At 60.1% G+C, this 15,619-nt stretch carries 13 protein-coding genes; 8 read left to right on the top strand and 5 right to left on the bottom strand.

Annotation, left to right across the window (positions count from 1 at the left end; genetic code table 11):
• Window positions 1–127: 127 nt before the first annotated feature.
• Window positions 128–811 carry an ATPase gene (locus AB4N84_RS28250; protein ID WP_460044286.1) on the top strand — a complete coding sequence of 228 codons (684 nt, stop codon included), beginning with the start codon at window positions 128–130 and terminating at the stop codon, window positions 809–811.
• A gap of 247 nt (window positions 812–1,058) precedes the next feature.
• Here the strand turns inward: AB4N84_RS28250 and AB4N84_RS28245 are convergent, their stop codons facing one another.
• A complete protein-coding gene (locus tag AB4N84_RS28245; RefSeq protein ID WP_460044285.1) occupies window positions 1,059–3,482 on the bottom strand; it encodes a glucose/quinate/shikimate family membrane-bound PQQ-dependent dehydrogenase in 2,424 nt (807 codons plus the stop codon).
• A gap of 324 nt (window positions 3,483–3,806) precedes the next feature.
• Between AB4N84_RS28245 and AB4N84_RS28240 the strand changes: the two genes are divergently transcribed.
• Both AB4N84_RS28240 and AB4N84_RS28235 read left to right on the top strand, forming a co-directional pair.
• Window positions 3,807–4,217 (top strand): ester cyclase, encoded by a 411-nt coding sequence (locus AB4N84_RS28240; RefSeq protein ID WP_460044284.1) that lies wholly within the window; start codon window positions 3,807–3,809, stop codon window positions 4,215–4,217.
• 121 nt (window positions 4,218–4,338) lie between these two features.
• The gene (locus AB4N84_RS28235) at window positions 4,339–6,549 is read left to right on the top strand and encodes a bifunctional diguanylate cyclase/phosphodiesterase (RefSeq protein ID WP_460044283.1); all 2,211 of its coding nucleotides are present in this window, start codon (window positions 4,339–4,341) and stop codon (window positions 6,547–6,549) included.
• An 11-nt stretch (window positions 6,550–6,560) separates the two neighbouring features.
• On the opposite strand, the gene AB4N84_RS28230 is transcribed toward AB4N84_RS28235, so the two are convergent.
• Window positions 6,561–6,995, bottom strand: coding sequence for an NUDIX hydrolase (locus tag AB4N84_RS28230; RefSeq protein ID WP_460044282.1), 435 nt, complete (start codon window positions 6,993–6,995; stop codon window positions 6,561–6,563).
• 206 nt (window positions 6,996–7,201) lie between these two features.
• Between AB4N84_RS28230 and yghU the strand changes: the two genes are divergently transcribed.
• Window positions 7,202–8,041 carry a glutathione-dependent disulfide-bond oxidoreductase gene (gene yghU, locus AB4N84_RS28225; protein ID WP_460044281.1) on the top strand — a complete coding sequence of 280 codons (840 nt, stop codon included), beginning with the start codon at window positions 7,202–7,204 and terminating at the stop codon, window positions 8,039–8,041.
• Between the two features lie 981 nt (window positions 8,042–9,022).
• Complete coding sequence (locus tag AB4N84_RS28220) at window positions 9,023–9,961, top strand: Dyp-type peroxidase (protein ID WP_460044279.1); 939 nt, start codon at window positions 9,023–9,025, stop codon at window positions 9,959–9,961.
• A 63-nt stretch (window positions 9,962–10,024) separates the two neighbouring features.
• Here the strand turns inward: AB4N84_RS28220 and AB4N84_RS28215 are convergent, their stop codons facing one another.
• The gene (locus tag AB4N84_RS28215; RefSeq protein WP_074753268.1) at window positions 10,025–10,378 is read right to left on the bottom strand and encodes a hypothetical protein; all 354 of its coding nucleotides are present in this window, start codon (window positions 10,376–10,378) and stop codon (window positions 10,025–10,027) included.
• A gap of 277 nt (window positions 10,379–10,655) precedes the next feature.
• Here AB4N84_RS28215 and AB4N84_RS28210 point away from each other — a divergent pair, with 277 nt between their 5' ends.
• Both AB4N84_RS28210 and AB4N84_RS28205 read left to right on the top strand, forming a co-directional pair.
• Complete coding sequence (locus AB4N84_RS28210; RefSeq protein WP_460044277.1) at window positions 10,656–12,860, top strand: OsmC domain/YcaO domain-containing protein; 2,205 nt, start codon at window positions 10,656–10,658, stop codon at window positions 12,858–12,860.
• A gap of 100 nt (window positions 12,861–12,960) precedes the next feature.
• Window positions 12,961–13,395 carry a GFA family protein gene (locus tag AB4N84_RS28205; protein WP_460044275.1) on the top strand — a complete coding sequence of 145 codons (435 nt, stop codon included), beginning with the start codon at window positions 12,961–12,963 and terminating at the stop codon, window positions 13,393–13,395.
• Window positions 13,396–13,419: 24 nt separating this feature from the next.
• Here the strand turns inward: AB4N84_RS28205 and AB4N84_RS28200 are convergent, their stop codons facing one another.
• Window positions 13,420–13,881 (bottom strand): Hsp20 family protein, encoded by a 462-nt coding sequence (locus AB4N84_RS28200; protein WP_074753265.1) that lies wholly within the window; start codon window positions 13,879–13,881, stop codon window positions 13,420–13,422.
• A gap of 163 nt (window positions 13,882–14,044) precedes the next feature.
• Window positions 14,045–14,548 (bottom strand): thioredoxin family protein, encoded by a 504-nt coding sequence (locus tag AB4N84_RS28195; RefSeq protein ID WP_460044274.1) that lies wholly within the window; start codon window positions 14,546–14,548, stop codon window positions 14,045–14,047.
• 217 nt (window positions 14,549–14,765) lie between these two features.
• On the opposite strand from AB4N84_RS28195, the gene AB4N84_RS28190 reads away from it, so the two are divergent.
• Entirely contained in the window at window positions 14,766–15,536 is a 771-nt protein-coding gene (locus AB4N84_RS28190; RefSeq protein ID WP_460044272.1) for an SDR family oxidoreductase, read from the top strand.
• Window positions 15,537–15,619 lie beyond the last annotated feature (83 nt).

Here is a 15,619-nt window from a genome sequence, read left to right as displayed (position 1 = left end):
AAGGACTCTTTCTGTGCACGTACCATTCGTGCAATCGATAGTTAACATCAAGGATTGAGAGTTCTTTTTTTCCAGCAAAGGAGCAGGATAGAGCCATACCGAACTGGCTTCAGAAGGATGCCCCGCGATGAGAATTTCAACGTTACTGACTCTTGTCGCTGTACTGGCAGGTGGCGCCGCTGCCACTGTTCCGGCCTACGCTTCCGACTACGTTTCCAAGGAGCAGGCGTGCCACTTCCTTCCGGTGGCGGACAGCACCTTTGCCCTGAAGCACACTCAGTCTGTCGGTGTGCTTTACAGTGAAAACACCGTCGCCACCCTTGAGTACCTTGAGCGTTACCACGCGGTTGCGTTGAAAGGGGTCAAGAACGGTGCACTGGATTCACGTATTCGCAATGCCTTCGTCAACAGCTCCGATCCCAAACTCGCCATTGAATGGTTGCACGGCTCGCTGGCGAAGGAGTTTGCTTCGATCACGGTCTACGACAACCTGGATGCACTGATGAAGGCGCGTCCGGATGTGGTGGTGATGCTCGACACGTACAGCCAGTTGGTGACCCAACGTAACAGCCAGGTCGAGGCGCGGTTCGTTGCCAAGTTCTATGACTCGAACCTGCAGTACATCGGCAAAGCGCAAGGCGTCGGTGCGAAGGCGCTGACGTCGGTCTGGGTGCATGACAAGGCAGCACCGGAAATCGCCGCTCAGATTGATTCGCAACGTGACCTGCAGATCAATGCGCTGAAGCAGTTCGACATGTCCCTCAAAGCCCTGGTGACCTCGGGTGAGGTGGCTCAGGTTGCCGGCAACTGATCGTCTGCTGGAATAAAAAAACCGCTGTCTTAACGACAGCGGTTTTTTTTGACGGCGCCTGATCAGGTTGATCGTTCCACGCTCCGCGTGGTAATGCTCGACAGGACGCTCCGCGTCTCAATTGACGCAGAGGGTCAGTACCTGCGTGACCACGCGGAGCGTGGGAACGATCCATCACAGGGTTGGGTGCTCGCGGAGCACTTTCGCTGACAGGTCCAACCCATCACTGCTCCGCCAACCTCATCTGTCAGTGACTGTCCGGCAACCCATAAGCAATCACATAATCACCGCGATCTGCCGACTGACGCGCACCGCCTGCGGTGATCACGATGTACTGCTTGCCGGTCTTCGGCGACACAAAGGTCATCGGCCCACCCTGGCTGCCCACAGGCAGACGGGCTTTCCAGGCTTCCTCACCGTTGGCGCTGTTGAAGGCGCGCAGGTAGTAGTCCTGGGTCCCGGCGATGAAGATCAGGCCGCCCTGAGTCGAGAGCGTGCCACCCAGCGTCGGCATGCCGATCGGCAGTTGCATGTGCATCTTGATGCCCATCGGGCCGGTGTCCTGCACGGTGCCGACCGGTACCTGCCAGGCAATCTTCTGCGTCTTCATGTCAATGGCGGTCAAGGTCCCGAACGGTGGCGCCTGGCACGGAATGCCGGCGACCGACAGGAAGCGGTTCTTGTTCACCGCATACGGAGTGCCCTTAAGTGGCACAGCGCCCATGCCGGTGTTCAGCGCTTCGCCGCCTGAAGACGCTTTTGCGTCCTTCTGCTGTGGCACCATCTGGCTCCAAAGGCCCAGACGCATGTCATTGACGAAAATGAAACCGTGCACCGGATCGGTCGACAGGCTGCCCCAGTTCATGCCGCCCAGCGAGCCCGGGAAGCTCAGGGAAACGTCGGTGCCCGGCGCGGTGTACAGACCGTCATAACGCATTTTCTTGAACGAGATACGGCATAGCAACTGATCGAACGGAGTCGCGCCCCACATGTCCGACTCGGTCAGGGTTTGCGCGCCGATTTGCGGCATGCCCACCGATTTCGGCTGGGTCGGCGAGTACGGCTCGTTCGGGATGTTGGACGGCTTGACCGGCACTTCCTTGACCTCGGTCAGCGGCTGGCCGGTGTGGCGATCCAGCACATAGATCTGACCGGCTTTGGTGCCGATGACGACTGCCGGAACCTTGCTGCCGTCCTTCTTGGTGAAGTCGATCAGGCTTGGCTGCATCGGCAGGTCGAAGTCCCACAGGTCATTGTGGACGGTCTGATACACCCACTTCTGCTCACCGGTGGTCGCGTTCAGCGCCAGTACCGAGGCGCCGTAAGTGTGATCGAGCTGGGTGCGTTCAACGCCGTAAATGTCAGTGGACGAACTGCCCATCGGCAGGAATACGGTGTTCATGGCCGGATCGTAAGACATCGGCGCCCAGCTGTTCGGTGTACTGCGCACGTAGGTGCTGTCGGCCGCAGGGGCTTTCTTGTCTTCAGGGTTGCCCGGGTCGAACGCCCAACGCATCTCGCCGGTGACGACATCGAAACCACGGATAACGCCGCCTGGCATGTCGGTCTGCACGTTGTCGGCAACGCGACCGCCCACCACCACGGTAGTGCCTGCCATCAACGGCGCGGACGACAATTGATAGTAGGAGTCCGGTACCTTGCCCAGGCCGGCTTTCAAATCCACCTGGCCGTTGTTGCCGAAGCCTTTGCAGAACTCGCCGGTGTCGGCGTCGACAGCAATCAGACGCGCGTCGATGGTGTTGGTCAGCAAACGGCGCTGGCAGTTGGCACCGGCCGGTACGGTCACGGGAGCCGCCGGGGTGCTGCCGTCAGTCGGCTGAGCGACGGCGGCGGTGGCGTCGAAATACGCAAGCCCGCGGCAACGCTGCCACACCGCCGACTTGGCGTTGATTTCGTTCTTCCACAGCTGTTTGCCGCTGTCGGCATCCAGGGCGATGACGTTGTTGTGCGGCGTGCAGATGAACACTTTGTCGCCGACCTGAAGCGGGGTCATCTGGTCTTCCGCACCGTTGCCGTCACTGAGGGCGACGTCGCCTGTGTGGTAGGTCCAGACCGGCACCAGTTTGGCGACGTTACTGCGGTTGATCTGGTCCAGCGCCGCAAAACGGCTGCCGCCTTCGTCGTTACCGTAATGGGCCCAGTTTTTCTGCGCCCTGGCCGGATCGACCTTGGTCAGTGCAGGGCCGTCACCGGTAGGGGGCACCGACGCGTGAGGCTGAAACATGCCCCAGAAACCGGCTGCCATGGCAATCGCCAGAAGGCCGCCCAACAGGTAACCGCCTTGACCGCCCGGCAGACCGTTGGCCTTGCGCAGTGTCGGGTAAACCAGCGCCACCAGCAGGCTCAATACCGCCAGCGCGAACAGGCGCGAGACCAGTGGCCAGAACACCAGTCCAGCATCCACCAGCGCCCAGATCACGGTCAGTACCATGACCGTGGCGAACAGCCAGGCGCCCGCGACGCGCTGTTTGAACAGCAGAAACGCCGAGGCGATCATACCGAGACCGGCCAGCAGGAAGTACCAGCTGCCACCCAGCGTAACAAGGTAGCCGCCACCCGCTGCGAATAGTAATCCAAAAACAAGCACGCCCAGTGCGACGACCCAGATGGGCCAGCGACTGACGGATGCCGAAGGTCGAGACGTTGTCATGTTGCGTGATCCTGCTGACGATGAGCGCTGTGCGTGCGCTCAAGGGATTGGGGAGAACGGTTTTTCAGCACGACGGCCGCCCGGTTGTCAGCGCCGGAGGGATGTCGAAGGGTAATTAACCAGTTAGTTAATTTGGTAAAGATAGCAAAAATTGGCCCGCCTGCGGCAAATTGTCCGGGATAAACAGTGTTGCGCAACGGGTAACAATGTGGGACCGAGCGTTGATTGACCGCCAACAACCAGTGCGCCCATTTGAACCATCACGCCCGTCGGCCGCCCTAAACTCTCGAGTGCTAATGGCGCAACTGCAGAAGGGTGCTTCCCATGGATAAGCAGGAACTGAGAGATCGCTATCGCGGTTATATCGATTGTCTCAATCGTCAGGACTGGCCCGCACTGGGTGAGTTCGTCGATCAGGACGTTCATTACAACGGCCAACGTATCGGGTTATCCGGCTATCGAACGATGCTCGAAAACGATTTTCGCGCCATCCCGGACCTGCATTTCACCCTTGACCTGCTCATCACCGACCCGCCGCATGTGGCCGTGCGGCTTTGCTTTGACTGCACACCGGTCGGTGAGCTTTTTGGTCTGCCGGTCAACGGAAGGCGTATTCAATTCACCGAGAACGTGTTCTATGCGTTCAGGCAGGGGCGTGTCTGTAACGTCCATTCGGTCATCGACAAAGCAGCCATCGCATCGCAGCTTCTGCCTCTGAAGCCAAATGATGGCTAGCTCCTGCATAAACAGCCAGTTACGATAGCCATTCGCAATCATTGGCCGGTATGACGAAGCGTATCGTCAGTCGAGCCTGACGCGCTGCCCATCGTTATTCTCGATGTATTCAGGTGTCCGCATGTCCACACCCACCCCCACGCTGACCGGCTGGGTTGCCACCCGTCGAAGCCGACAGCTGATCCTGCGCCTGTTTCCAGCGATTCTTGCGTTGCTGTTGCTCATTGGTCTGGGCGGTTACCTGCTGGTCAAGAACGCCCTGAGCCAGGACCTGGACGTGCAGCAGCGCTCGCGCACATTCATCTCGCGCACGATGGAGCAGGTGCGTAACGAAGTGGGGCGCAACATCATCAATTACGCCAAATGGGGTGAGGCCTACAAACACCTGCACATGACCGTGGACAAGACCTGGGCGGACGATCAGCGCAACGTCGGTCCTATTCCGTTCGAGCTGTACGGCTACAACGGAGTGCTGGTGATCAACGCCCAGGACCGCACGGTGTACGCGGTCATCGACGGCAAGCCCTCGATGCTGCAAGCCAGTGACTGGCTGGAAGGGGACTTGAATGGGTTGATCGCCGACGCCCGGCAATCGACCCAGGAGAACGATGGTGTCGTGCGTGCGCTCAAGGTCGGCGGGCAGCCGGCACTTGCCGCCGCGGCTACGATCAGTCCGGGATGGGACCCGCTGATCCAGCCCGTGCCAGGGCCGGCTTCAGTCATGATGTTCGTCACCGTCCTCGATGCCGACAAGCTTGCGCATCTGAGTGAAACCTACGGATTGCCGACCATTTCCGTTTCGACCGGGCCGCAGCGCGGCGTCGATTCAATGCCGTTGCTGGGGTCGGGCATTCAATTGAGCTGGATGCCGCCAAGCCCCGGCATGGACCTGCTGCGGCAAACGTTGCCGCTGTTCATCGCCGGTGTTCTGGCGCTGGCGATCGTGCTGACCATGCTGGTGCGATACGCCCTGGCGTCGGCCCGGCAGATCGACGCTCAGTTCGAAGCGTTGCACGCCAGCCAGAAAGAACTCACGCAACTGTCGTTGCACGATTCGCTCACTGGATTACCCAACCGTTTTCGGCTTCATCAGTTTCTGGGTGAGTATCTGGACAGTGCGGTCAGGTCGCCGCTGGCGGTATTGAGTCTGGACCTGGATCGCTTCAAACCGATCAACGACGCGCTGGGCCATGCCTTTGGCGACCGGGTCTTGCAAGAAGTCGCCGAACGTCTGCTCCGCCATGTGCCTTCGGACGGCATGGTCGCGCGGCTGGGCGGCGATGAATTCATCGTGGTGCGGCTCGGCAGTTTCGATCAGACCGAGGTCGGGGCGATGTGCGCGGCGCTGGTCGATGACCTCTGCCAGCCCTTCGATCTGGACACGCAAACGGTGTTCATCGGCACCAGCGTCGGTATCGCGCTGGCGCCGACTCATGCGCAAACGCCCGCCGAGTTGCTGCGAATGAGCGACATCGCGCTGTACCAGGCCAAGGCGGCCGGGCGCAACACCTGGCGGATCTACGTCGACGGTATGAATGCCCACTTGCTGGCGCGGCGTCAACTCGAACAGGCGTTGCGCCAGGCGTTGGCCGAGGAGCAACTGCGTATTCACTATCAGCCACGCTACACAACCCTCGGCGGCTCGTTGCGCAGCTTCGAGGCATTGGTGCGCTGGCAGCACCCGGAACGTGGCCTGTTGCCGCCCGATACCTTTATTCCGCTGGCCGAAGAAACCGGCCTGATTCAACCGCTGGGCCGCTGGGTGCTGGAACATGCCTGTCGCGAGGCCATGACCTGGCCGAGCGATATTGGACTGTCGGTGAACCTTTCGCCCGGTCAGCTGGCGGAAAACGAGGACGTGGTGGCGGTCGTGGCGAGCGCGCTGCACAGCAGCGGATTGCCGGCCAGCCGGCTTGAACTGGAGATCACTGAACGGGTGCTCCTGGACCACGCCCACAGTGCGCTGAAAACCCTTACCGCCTTGAGGGCCCTGGGCGTTCGCCTCAGCCTCGACGATTTCGGCACCGGGTTTTCTTCGCTGGCGTACTTGCGCAAATACCCGTTGGACGGCATCAAGATTGATCGCAGCTTCATCGCGCACCTGACCGAGCGCGGCAACGATCAGGCGATCGTACAGGCGATGATCGACCTGGGGCGCTCGCTGGGCATGACGGTGACGGCGGAGGGCGTGGAAACGCTGGAACAACTGGAATGTCTGCAACGCCACCCGTGTGATGAAGTTCAGGGGTTTCATTTCAGTAAAGCGGTGCCAGCGGATCAGCTTGGGCCCCTGTTCGCAAAATCGGTGGCGGGTGAGCCCGGCCCGGTCTGACATACCGCGGATCAGGTGTCATCGGACAGGCATTCGCGCAGTCGCTGTTGCAAGTGGGGAATGGCCTGGTCCATGTCCAGAAAGCCGCTTACCGTCTTGATTTCCCAACGCTGACCCTCGTCGCCAAATATCACCCGCTCAAAGGTTCCGGCCGGCACGTGGGCGACGAAGAACCAGGTGTCGAGGCCGTTCATGCCCTGTCCGCGGTACATCCGTTTCCAGACAATCCAGGCAGGGTCGAGTATCAGGCCGAACTCTTCGTGGGTTTCCCGCAGTGCGCATTGCTCGGGCGTTTCTTCGCCCTCACGGCCCCCGCCGGGCAGGTCCCACAGACCGGGCCAGGGGATCGCGGGCGTGTCGTCGCGCAGGTAAGTCAGCAGACGGCCTTCGCAGATCACGGCGATTTTGGCGCCGGAGAAGGGTGGGTGGTAAGGGGAATCGGGCATGGGGATCGACTCACCTCAATGCGGCAATGTGAAGAACAGGGCGTCGATGGCAGGCAGTGAAATGTCACTTGAGCGCCAGCACGGTAAACACATACCCTGAACCGCTCTCACTTCTGGCCGGTCTCATCATGACCCACAGTATCGTCCCGCGGCGATACGTGTGATCCAGTGATCAACCTTAATGGCCCCACAAAGAGGTTTGTTTCGTGACTAAAGCAGCTTACGTTCCCCCGAAAGTCTGGAAAAACGAGGCCGAGTCCGGTGGCCAGTTTGCAAGCATCAACCGTCCCGTGGCCGGTCCTACCCACGACAAAGTCCTGCCTGTCGGCAAGCATGCGCTGCAGCTGTATTCGCTGGCCACGCCAAACGGTGTCAAGGTCACCATCATGCTTGAGGAGCTGCTGGCGCTCGGGCACAAGGACGCTGAGTACGATGCCTGGCTGATTCGCATCGGCGAAGGCGACCAGTTCTCCAGTGGTTTCGTCGACATCAACCCCAACTCCAAGATTCCGGCGTTGCTGGACCACAGCACCACGCCACCGACTCGCGTGTTCGAGTCCGGTTCGATCCTGCTGTACCTTGCCGAAAAGTTCGGCGCACTCTTGCCGACCGATTTGGCGGGACGTACCGAAACCTTGAACTGGTTGTTCTGGCAGATGGGTGCGGCGCCGTATCTGGGGGGCGGGTTCGGGCATTTCTATGCCTATGCGCCGGAGAAGATCGAATACGCGATCAACCGTTTCACCATGGAAGCGAAGCGTCAGCTGGACGTGCTGGATCGTCGCCTCGGCGAGAGCCCATACATGGCGGGCGACACCTTCACCATCGCCGACATCGCGATCTGGTCCTGGTACGGTCAACTGGCACTCGGCAACGTTTATTCGGCAGCCGAATTCCTGGCGGCCGAGGAGTACACCCACGTGCAGCGCTGGGCGAAAGAAATCGCCCGGCGACCCGCGGTGGTCCGTGGTCTGCGGGTGAACCGCACCTGGGGTGATGAAGACAAACAGGTGCCAGAGCGACATGCTGCGTCGGACATCAGCTGAGTTGGGTAAGGTCTGTCTGTAAGCTTCGATGTGTCTGATGCAGCCTTCGCCAGCAAGCCGGCTCCTACAGAGGCTGTATCAGCCGCGAATCTAGATTACGCCGCGATAACTGTAGGAGACGTCGGAGGTTACGACGGCAGCGAATGCGATGGGACAGCCGATGACGATGTCGGCTGACATGACGCCTTCGCCAGCAAGCCGGCTCCTACAGAGGCTGTATCAGCCCCGAATCCAGATTACGCCGCGATAACTGTAGGAGACGTCGGAGGTTACGACGGCAGCGAATGCAGTGTGTCAGCCAAGGGTGATGTCGGCTGACATGACGCGTTCGCCAGCAAGCCGGCTCCTACAGAGGCTGTATCAGCCCCGAATCCAGATTACGCCGCGATAACTGTAGGAGACGTCGGAGGTTACGACGGCAGCGAATGCAGTGTGTCAGCCAAGGGTGATGTCGGCTGACATGACGCGTTCGCCAGCAAGCCGGCTCCTACAGAGTCTGTGTCAGCCCCGAATCCAGATTACGCCGCGATAACTGTAGGAGACGTCGGAGGTTACGACGGCAGCGAATGCGATGGGACAGCCAATGACGATGTCGGCTGACATGACGCGTTCGCCAGCAAGCCGGCTCCTACAAAGTCTGTGTTAGCCCCGAATCCAGATGATGATGTCGGCTGGCCTGACGCCTTCGCCAGCCAGCCGGCTCCTACAGAGTCTGTGTCAGCCGCGAATCCAGATTACGCCGCGATAACTGTAGGAGACGTCGGAGGTTACGACGGCAGCGAATGCGATGGGACAGCCAATGACGATGTCGGCTGACATGACGCCTTCGCCAGCAAGCTGGCTCCTACAAAGTCTGTGTCAGCCGCGAATCCGAGTGACGCCGCGATAACTGTAGGAGACGTCCGAAGCGCGTGTAGGAGTGGTAATCTCCCCCGGTCCATCGTCAGGCGATGGTTGGAATCGTCGAGGAATGCACGGGCCATGATGAAAAACACTCCTTATCCGCAGGGCGTCGACACGCCGATTACCAGCAGCGCTATTTTCATGGTAGCGACGCTGTCCTCCGGTGAAGAGGCTGCACAAGCAGTCAGAAGCTGGTGCGCGGACATTGCCGGGCTCGTGCGCGCTGTCGGCAAGCGAGTACCCGACGGCAATTTATCCTGCGTGCGCGGGTTCAGCTTCAATGCCTGGGATATTCTGTTCGGTAGCACCCGGCCGGCTTCTCTGCACACCTTTCGCGAATTCGGCGTGGAAGGGCGCAAGGCAATCGCCACGCCGGGCGACATCCTGCTGCATCTGCGTGCCGACCGCATGGACCTCTGCTTTGAGCTCGCGACTCAACTCTTGGCGCCTTTAGGCGACGCGGTTCAGGTGGTTGACGAGGTGCACGGGTTCCGCAATTTCGACATGCGCAGCATGGTCGGCTTCGTCGATGGCACCGAGAACCCGGTCGGCAACAAAGCCGTCGAGGCGACGATTGTGGGTGACGAGGATCCGACGTTTGCCGGAGGCAGTTATGTGATCGTGCAGAAGTACCTGCACGACATGAACGCCTGGAACCGTCTGACCGTGGAGCAACAGGAACGCGTCATCGGTCGCAAGAAGCTGTCCGATATCGAGCTCGATGATTCGGTGAAACCGAGCAACTCTCACAGTGCACTGACGGTGATCGAAAAAGACGGGAAAGAGGTCAAGATCCTGCGGGACAACATGCCGTTCGGCCGTCCCGGGTCGAATGAATTCGGCACCTATTTCATCGGTTACGCCCGATCGCCGGAGCCACTGGAGCAGATGCTCGAAAACATGTTCGTCGGGCGGCCCGTCGGCCATTACGACCGATTGCTGGATTTCAGCAAAGCGGTCAGCGGGACGTTGCTTTTTGTCCCATCCTCGGACTTTCTTGAAGCGCTGGGCGACTGACAGATCGGAGGCGTCAACGGTGGTGGCAGCGTGAGGGATCCGCTGCCACGGATGTCTTCCCTGTCAGCTTCTCAGGTCCGTGCGCTTGTCGCCGGACGGCACCTTGTCCTTCTCGTCCGGGAGAAACTCACCTTCCAGTTGCAGTTCGCCGATGCGCACGTTCAGGGCCTGCTCGACATGGCTGACCGCTGGCTTGTCGTGCAGATCATCGACCAGCAGCCACAAGCGGGGCAGGTTCTGAAAATACACATCGTCGATTTCCACGTCCCGGGTCAATTCACGGTCGGCTCGCCAGAGGCACACCCGTTGTGCCGTTTCCGGATCCTGAGGCCAACGCTCTGAAGTCGTCAGCCAGACCTCGTGATAATCCTGCAGATCAATCTCTTCGAGCTTTTCCAGCGCAATAAATGTATTCACCGTGTCACCTGTAAGCGAGTGGATTCCATAAGCACAGCGTCGTGCGCTCTGTGCCTGCCCCCATGCATCAGCACCGTTTCAGAGGCGTACAGGGTATAGGGCCGGAATTGTGCCCATGAGTTCCATGAATATGCCGTTCGTCAGGCACTCGACGCTCGATCTGGCGGCCAGGTGAATGCGGGTCCTGCCGACAGCCGTCGTCCGACGAAAACCAAGACTTCCGCCTGAAAAGCCGGATAATGGCCGCCAAATCGTTTTCTCGTTTCGGTAATCCCCCATGGAAATCAAGGTCAACTTTCTCGACAATCTCCGACTTGAAGCCAAGTTCGACGACTTCACGGTGATTGCCGATCAGCCCATTCGCTATAAGGGTGATGGTTCGGCACCGGGGCCGTTCGATTACTTTCTGGCGTCTTCGGCGCTGTGCGCGGCCTACTTCGTGAAGTTGTACTGCGACACGCGCAACATCCCGACCGAGCACATTCGTCTCTCGCAGAACAACATCGTTGACCCTGAAAACCGCTACAACCAGATCTTCAAGATTCAGGTCGAACTGCCTGCCGACATCTCCGACAAGGACCGCCAGGGCATCTTGCGCTCCATCGACCGCTGCACCGTCAAGAAGGTCGTGCAGGCCGGGCCCGAGTTTGTGATCGAGGAAGTCGAGAGCCTGGACGCCGACGCCCAGGCGCTGTTGATGCCCTCATCGACTTCAGAGGCCGGCACCTACATTGCCGGCAAGGACCTGCCGTTGGAGCAGACCATTGCCAACATGTCGGGCATCCTGGCCGGCCTGGGCATGAAGATCGAAATCGCCTCATGGCGCAATATCGTGCCCAACGTGTGGTCGCTGCACATCCGTGACGCTCACTCGCCAATGTGCTTTACCAACGGCAAGGGCGCCACCAAGGAAAGCGCGCTCGCCTCGGCACTGGGCGAATTCATCGAGCGCCTCAATTGCAACTTCTTCTACAACGATCAATTCTGGGGCGAAGACATCGCCAACGCGGCGTTCGTGCATTACCCGGACGAGCGCTGGTTCAAGCCCGGCCCCAACGACGCGCTGCCGACCGAGATCCTCGACGACTACTGCCTGGCGATTTACAACCCGGACGGCGAGCTCTCGGGATCGCACCTGTACGACACCAACTCCGGCAACACCCAGCGCGGCATCTGTTCGCTGCCTTTCGTGCGGCAGTCGGATGGCGAGACGGTCTATTTCCCGTCCAACCTGATCGAAAACCTGTACCTGAGCAACGGCATGAGCGCGGGCAACACGCTGGCCGAAGCGCAGGTGCAGTGCTTGTCGGAAATCTTCGAGCGCGCGGTCAAGCGCGAAATCCTTGAGGGTGAAATGGCGCTGCCGGATGTGCCGCAGGACGTGCTGGCCAAATACCCGAGCATCCTGGCGGGCATCAAGGGTCTGGAGGACCAGGGCTTCCCCGTGTTGGTGAAGGACGCATCGCTCGGCGGAGAATTCCCGGTGATGTGCGTGACCTTGATGAACCCGCGCACGGGCGGTGTGTTCGCGTCGTTCGGCGCCCACCCGAGCCTTGAGATCGCGCTGGAGCGCAGCCTGACCGAATTGCTGCAAGGGCGCAGTTTCGAAGGCTTGAACGACCTGCCGCAACCGACTTTTGAAGGTCAGGCGGTGATCGAGCCGAATAACTTCGTCGAGCACTTCATTGATTCCAGCGGTGTGGTGTCGTGGCGGTTCTTCAGCGCCAAGCCGGATTTCGAATTCGTCGAGTGGGACTTCTCCGGCTGCGGTGAAGACTCCAATGACCAGGAAGCGGCCACCCTGTTCGGCATCCTTGAAGGCATGGGCAAAGAAGTGTACATGGCGGTCTACGAGCACATCGGTGCCAAGGCCTGCCGCATTCTGGTGCCGGATTACTCGGAGATCTACCCGATCGATGACCTGATCTGGGACAACACCAACAAGGCCCTGCAGTTCCGAGCCGATATCCTGAACCTGCACAGCCTGAGCAAGGTCGGCTTGCGCACGCTGGCCAAGCGTCTGGAAGACAGCGAACTGGACGATTACACCGACATCAAGACATTGATCGGCATCGAGTTCGACGACAACACGGCGTGGGGTCAGTTGACCATTCTGGAGTTGCGGCTGCTGATCTACCTCGCGCTGCAGAAGTACGAGCAGGCCAAAGATCTGGTGGAAGCGTTCCTGCAATACAACGACAACACGGTCGAGCGCGGCTTGTTCTATCAGGCCGTCAACGTCGTGCTGGAGATGGAGCTGGATGACGATCTGGAGCTGGCCGACTACGAGGTGAACTTCCGTCGGATGTTCGGTCACGAGCGCATGGACGCCGCCATCGGTTCGGTGAACGGCAGCGTGCGTTTCTACGGCCTGACCCCGACCAGCATGAAGCTCGAAGGGCTCGACCGGCATCTGCGGTTGATCGAAAGCTATCAGAAACTGCATTCGGCCCGGGCCGCCACCGTGGTGGCGTCCAGCTGATTGCAGTGACAGAAAAAGCACCCTCGGGTGCTTTTTTGTCAAGAGCATCGCGGCTTGGCATGCGCAGGCCGAACGACCCTATGTCAGGAGGAGGACGATCATGAACAAAGACATTGAACGCTTCAACGGGCAGTGCCATTGCGGCACGGTGCGTTTTGCGGTGCGGTTGACCGATGGCCTGCACTCCGCACGCCGTTGCAACTGCTCGTATTGCCGCGTGCGCGGCGCGGTGGTGGTGAGCGCGCAACTGTCGGATCTGACGATTACAGCCGGGGAGGAGGCGCTGACGCTCTACCAGTTCAATACCGGCGCTGCGAAGCATTTCTTCTGCTCTGTCTGTGGCATCTATACCCATCATCAACGCCGCTCAAGCCCCGATCAGTACGGGATCAACGCCGCGTGCCTGGACGGGATCAGCCCGTTCGATTTCGAAGAAGTGCCGGTCAATGACGGCGTCCGTCATCCGCTGGACAACCCGGAACGGGGCAATGATGGGGTGGTCGGCACATTGAAGTTCATTCCGGGCGCTTCCTGATCTTCGTCAGCTGTCAACCGGCGTTCAGTGGCGATTGATCGATCGTCGGTCGGGACCGTCGCCGGGGCGATTGATAGGAATGCGCCGCGGCTTGGCCTCATCAGGCACCACACGCAGCAGGAAGACGATCAGCAAACCGTTTTCGAACGTCGCACCTTGAACTTCGATGTGGTCCGCCAGGTGGAACACCAACCGAAATGCGCCATGGGCAATGCCCTGATGCAGATAGGTCACGCCCCCGTCGGACTCCCGCTTGCCGCCGCATATGGTCAGTACGCCTCTCTCGATCTGCAAGTCCAGGTCGTCCGCCGAGAGGCCGGCGGCGGCGACCGCGATCCGGTAATGGTCGTCGCCGTACCGTTCAACGTTATGAGGGGGATAGCAATGGGCTGCTTCAGTGTGCAGCGCCGACTCGAAAAAATCGTTGAAACGGTCGAAGCCCACGGATTGTCGAAACAGCGGTGCCAATGTACTTGCAATAGCCATGTCAAAATCTCCTGGGCGTGGCGCAAGTGATCAAGACGCGAGTCGGTTTTCGGCTCAGCACGCTACTCAGTAAGGCTCACCGGCTGGATAACACAAGCGGCTCCGCGAAATTTCGTCATCATCACACGCCGCACCCGGGCATCCGCACGCGCCGTAATCAGCGTCAGACAGCGGCCTCGAAAATGTCGAGCAAGTCCTGCACGGTGCTTTCCAGATACCCGCCAGCCCGGTAACCCGGTTTCACGGCATCGCCACCGTCGATGACGGCGCGCGGCTGTTCGACGAAGCGACCAACGGGCAGAAATTGATCGTTCAGCACCAGCACGAACGGAATCGAAATCCGCTCAAGTTCCAGCCGCTGTTTCAGCTCGTTTTCGGCGCGCCCCTTGGTGATGACCCCGAGCTGGATATTTGGTTGGGTGCGTTGCAGGTAATCCATGACGGTGACGTTGATCTGGCAATCGGGGCACCACATTTCGCCTGCCACGAGCAGATGAAAACGGCCTTTGACGTCCCGCACGCGCTGCAGCGTTTGCGGCTTGATCGCGTCAGGTTCGTCGATCCTGGCCTTTATCTCGGCCACAGCGGCGATTTCCGTCGGCAGGCCGCGACGGACAAACGAGTCGAAACCCTCGGCGAATTCGAACAGTTCCTGATACGACAGCATGCTGATGACTCTCTGAGGGAAAGGGTCACATCCCAGCAGAATTGTCGGCAGGCGACAAGCGCTTCAAGGCGTACGGCTGCGCGCCGTGTGGCGCTTGCGCAGAAGACTGAACGGACCGGATGGTGCGCGGATTCACTGTTTTCCGCGTGTTGCTCTGGCGTAATGTGGCCTTCGTTTCAGGGTGGCTGACACCTTCTCAAATCAAGGAAACAGGGTCATGAAGAGCTTTGACGCAAAGGTTGTGCTGGTCACGGGCGGTTCCAAAGGCATCGGGCTGGCGTGTGCCGCGCAGTTTCTCGCAGAAGGTGCCCGGGTCGTGATCAGCTCACGCTCGCAAGCCAACATTGATGCCGCATTGGCGACGTTGCCGGGCGCTGTCGGGTTCAGTGCGGATGTGTCCGACGAGGCGTTTGCCGCGGCGTTGGTGCAACGCGTCGAGCAGGAAGTCGGCCCTATCGATGTGCTGGTCAACTCGGCCGGCGCGGCGAAGCGTTCTCCACCCGAAGACCTCACCCCGGCATTCTGGCGCGCGGCGATGGACGCCAAGTTCTTCTCGACGATCAATGTGCTCGATCCCGTGGTGAAACGCATGGCTGCGCGCGGTCGGGGCGTGGCCATCAACATCATCGGTGCGGGTGGCAAAGTCGCCAAACCCATTCACCTCGCCGGTGGGTCGGCCAACGCCGCGCTGATGCTCGCTACGGCGGGCCTTGGGAACGCCTATGCGGGCGCGGGCGTGAGGGTCGTGGGCATCAACCCCGGCTTGACCGAAACCGGACGTGTCGCCGAAGGCATGGCCGCCGATGCCCAGCACTCTGGCATCACCGTCGAGGCCGCGATCCAGCGCAGCGTCCAGAAAATCCCCATGGGGCGGATGGCCAGACCGGAAGAAATCGCCGATCTGGTGCTGTTCCTGGCGTCTGACAAGGCGAGCTACATCACCGGGACTGTCATCACCATGGACGGCGCGGAACACCCGATCGTGTGAGGCCTGTGTCGTCGCTGCGCAGGCAGGCGAGAGCAGATCGAGCAAGTATCTTGAATGCCTTGGACGAACCCCTGTCAGAGCTC

The organism is Pseudomonas sp. S2_H01, from assembly GCF_054668305.1.
Note: the sequence above shows the minus strand (reverse complement) of the source record. Positions and strands in the feature narration are given on the sequence as shown.

Excerpts from the sequence above, each read along its gene's own strand:
- AB4N84_RS28220 (WP_460044279.1), top strand. The coding sequence starts at position 9,023 with ATGATGAAAAACACTCCTTATCCGCAGGGCGTCGACACGCCGATTACC.
- AB4N84_RS28235 (WP_460044283.1), top strand. The coding sequence starts at position 4,339 with ATGTCCACACCCACCCCCACGCTGACCGGCTGGGTTGCCACCCGTCGA.
- AB4N84_RS28190 (WP_460044272.1), top strand. The coding sequence starts at position 14,766 with ATGAAGAGCTTTGACGCAAAGGTTGTGCTGGTCACGGGCGGTTCCAAA.
- AB4N84_RS28245 (WP_460044285.1), bottom strand. The coding sequence starts at position 3,482 with ATGACAACGTCTCGACCTTCGGCATCCGTCAGTCGCTGGCCCATCTGG.
- AB4N84_RS28195 (WP_460044274.1), bottom strand. The coding sequence starts at position 14,548 with ATGCTGTCGTATCAGGAACTGTTCGAATTCGCCGAGGGTTTCGACTCG.
- AB4N84_RS28200 (WP_074753265.1), bottom strand. The coding sequence starts at position 13,881 with ATGGCTATTGCAAGTACATTGGCACCGCTGTTTCGACAATCCGTGGGC.
- AB4N84_RS28205 (WP_460044275.1), top strand. The coding sequence starts at position 12,961 with ATGAACAAAGACATTGAACGCTTCAACGGGCAGTGCCATTGCGGCACG.
- AB4N84_RS28240 (WP_460044284.1), top strand. The coding sequence starts at position 3,807 with ATGGATAAGCAGGAACTGAGAGATCGCTATCGCGGTTATATCGATTGT.
- AB4N84_RS28210 (WP_460044277.1), top strand. The coding sequence starts at position 10,656 with ATGGAAATCAAGGTCAACTTTCTCGACAATCTCCGACTTGAAGCCAAG.
- AB4N84_RS28230 (WP_460044282.1), bottom strand. The coding sequence starts at position 6,995 with ATGCCCGATTCCCCTTACCACCCACCCTTCTCCGGCGCCAAAATCGCC.
- AB4N84_RS28250 (WP_460044286.1), top strand. The coding sequence starts at position 128 with ATGAGAATTTCAACGTTACTGACTCTTGTCGCTGTACTGGCAGGTGGC.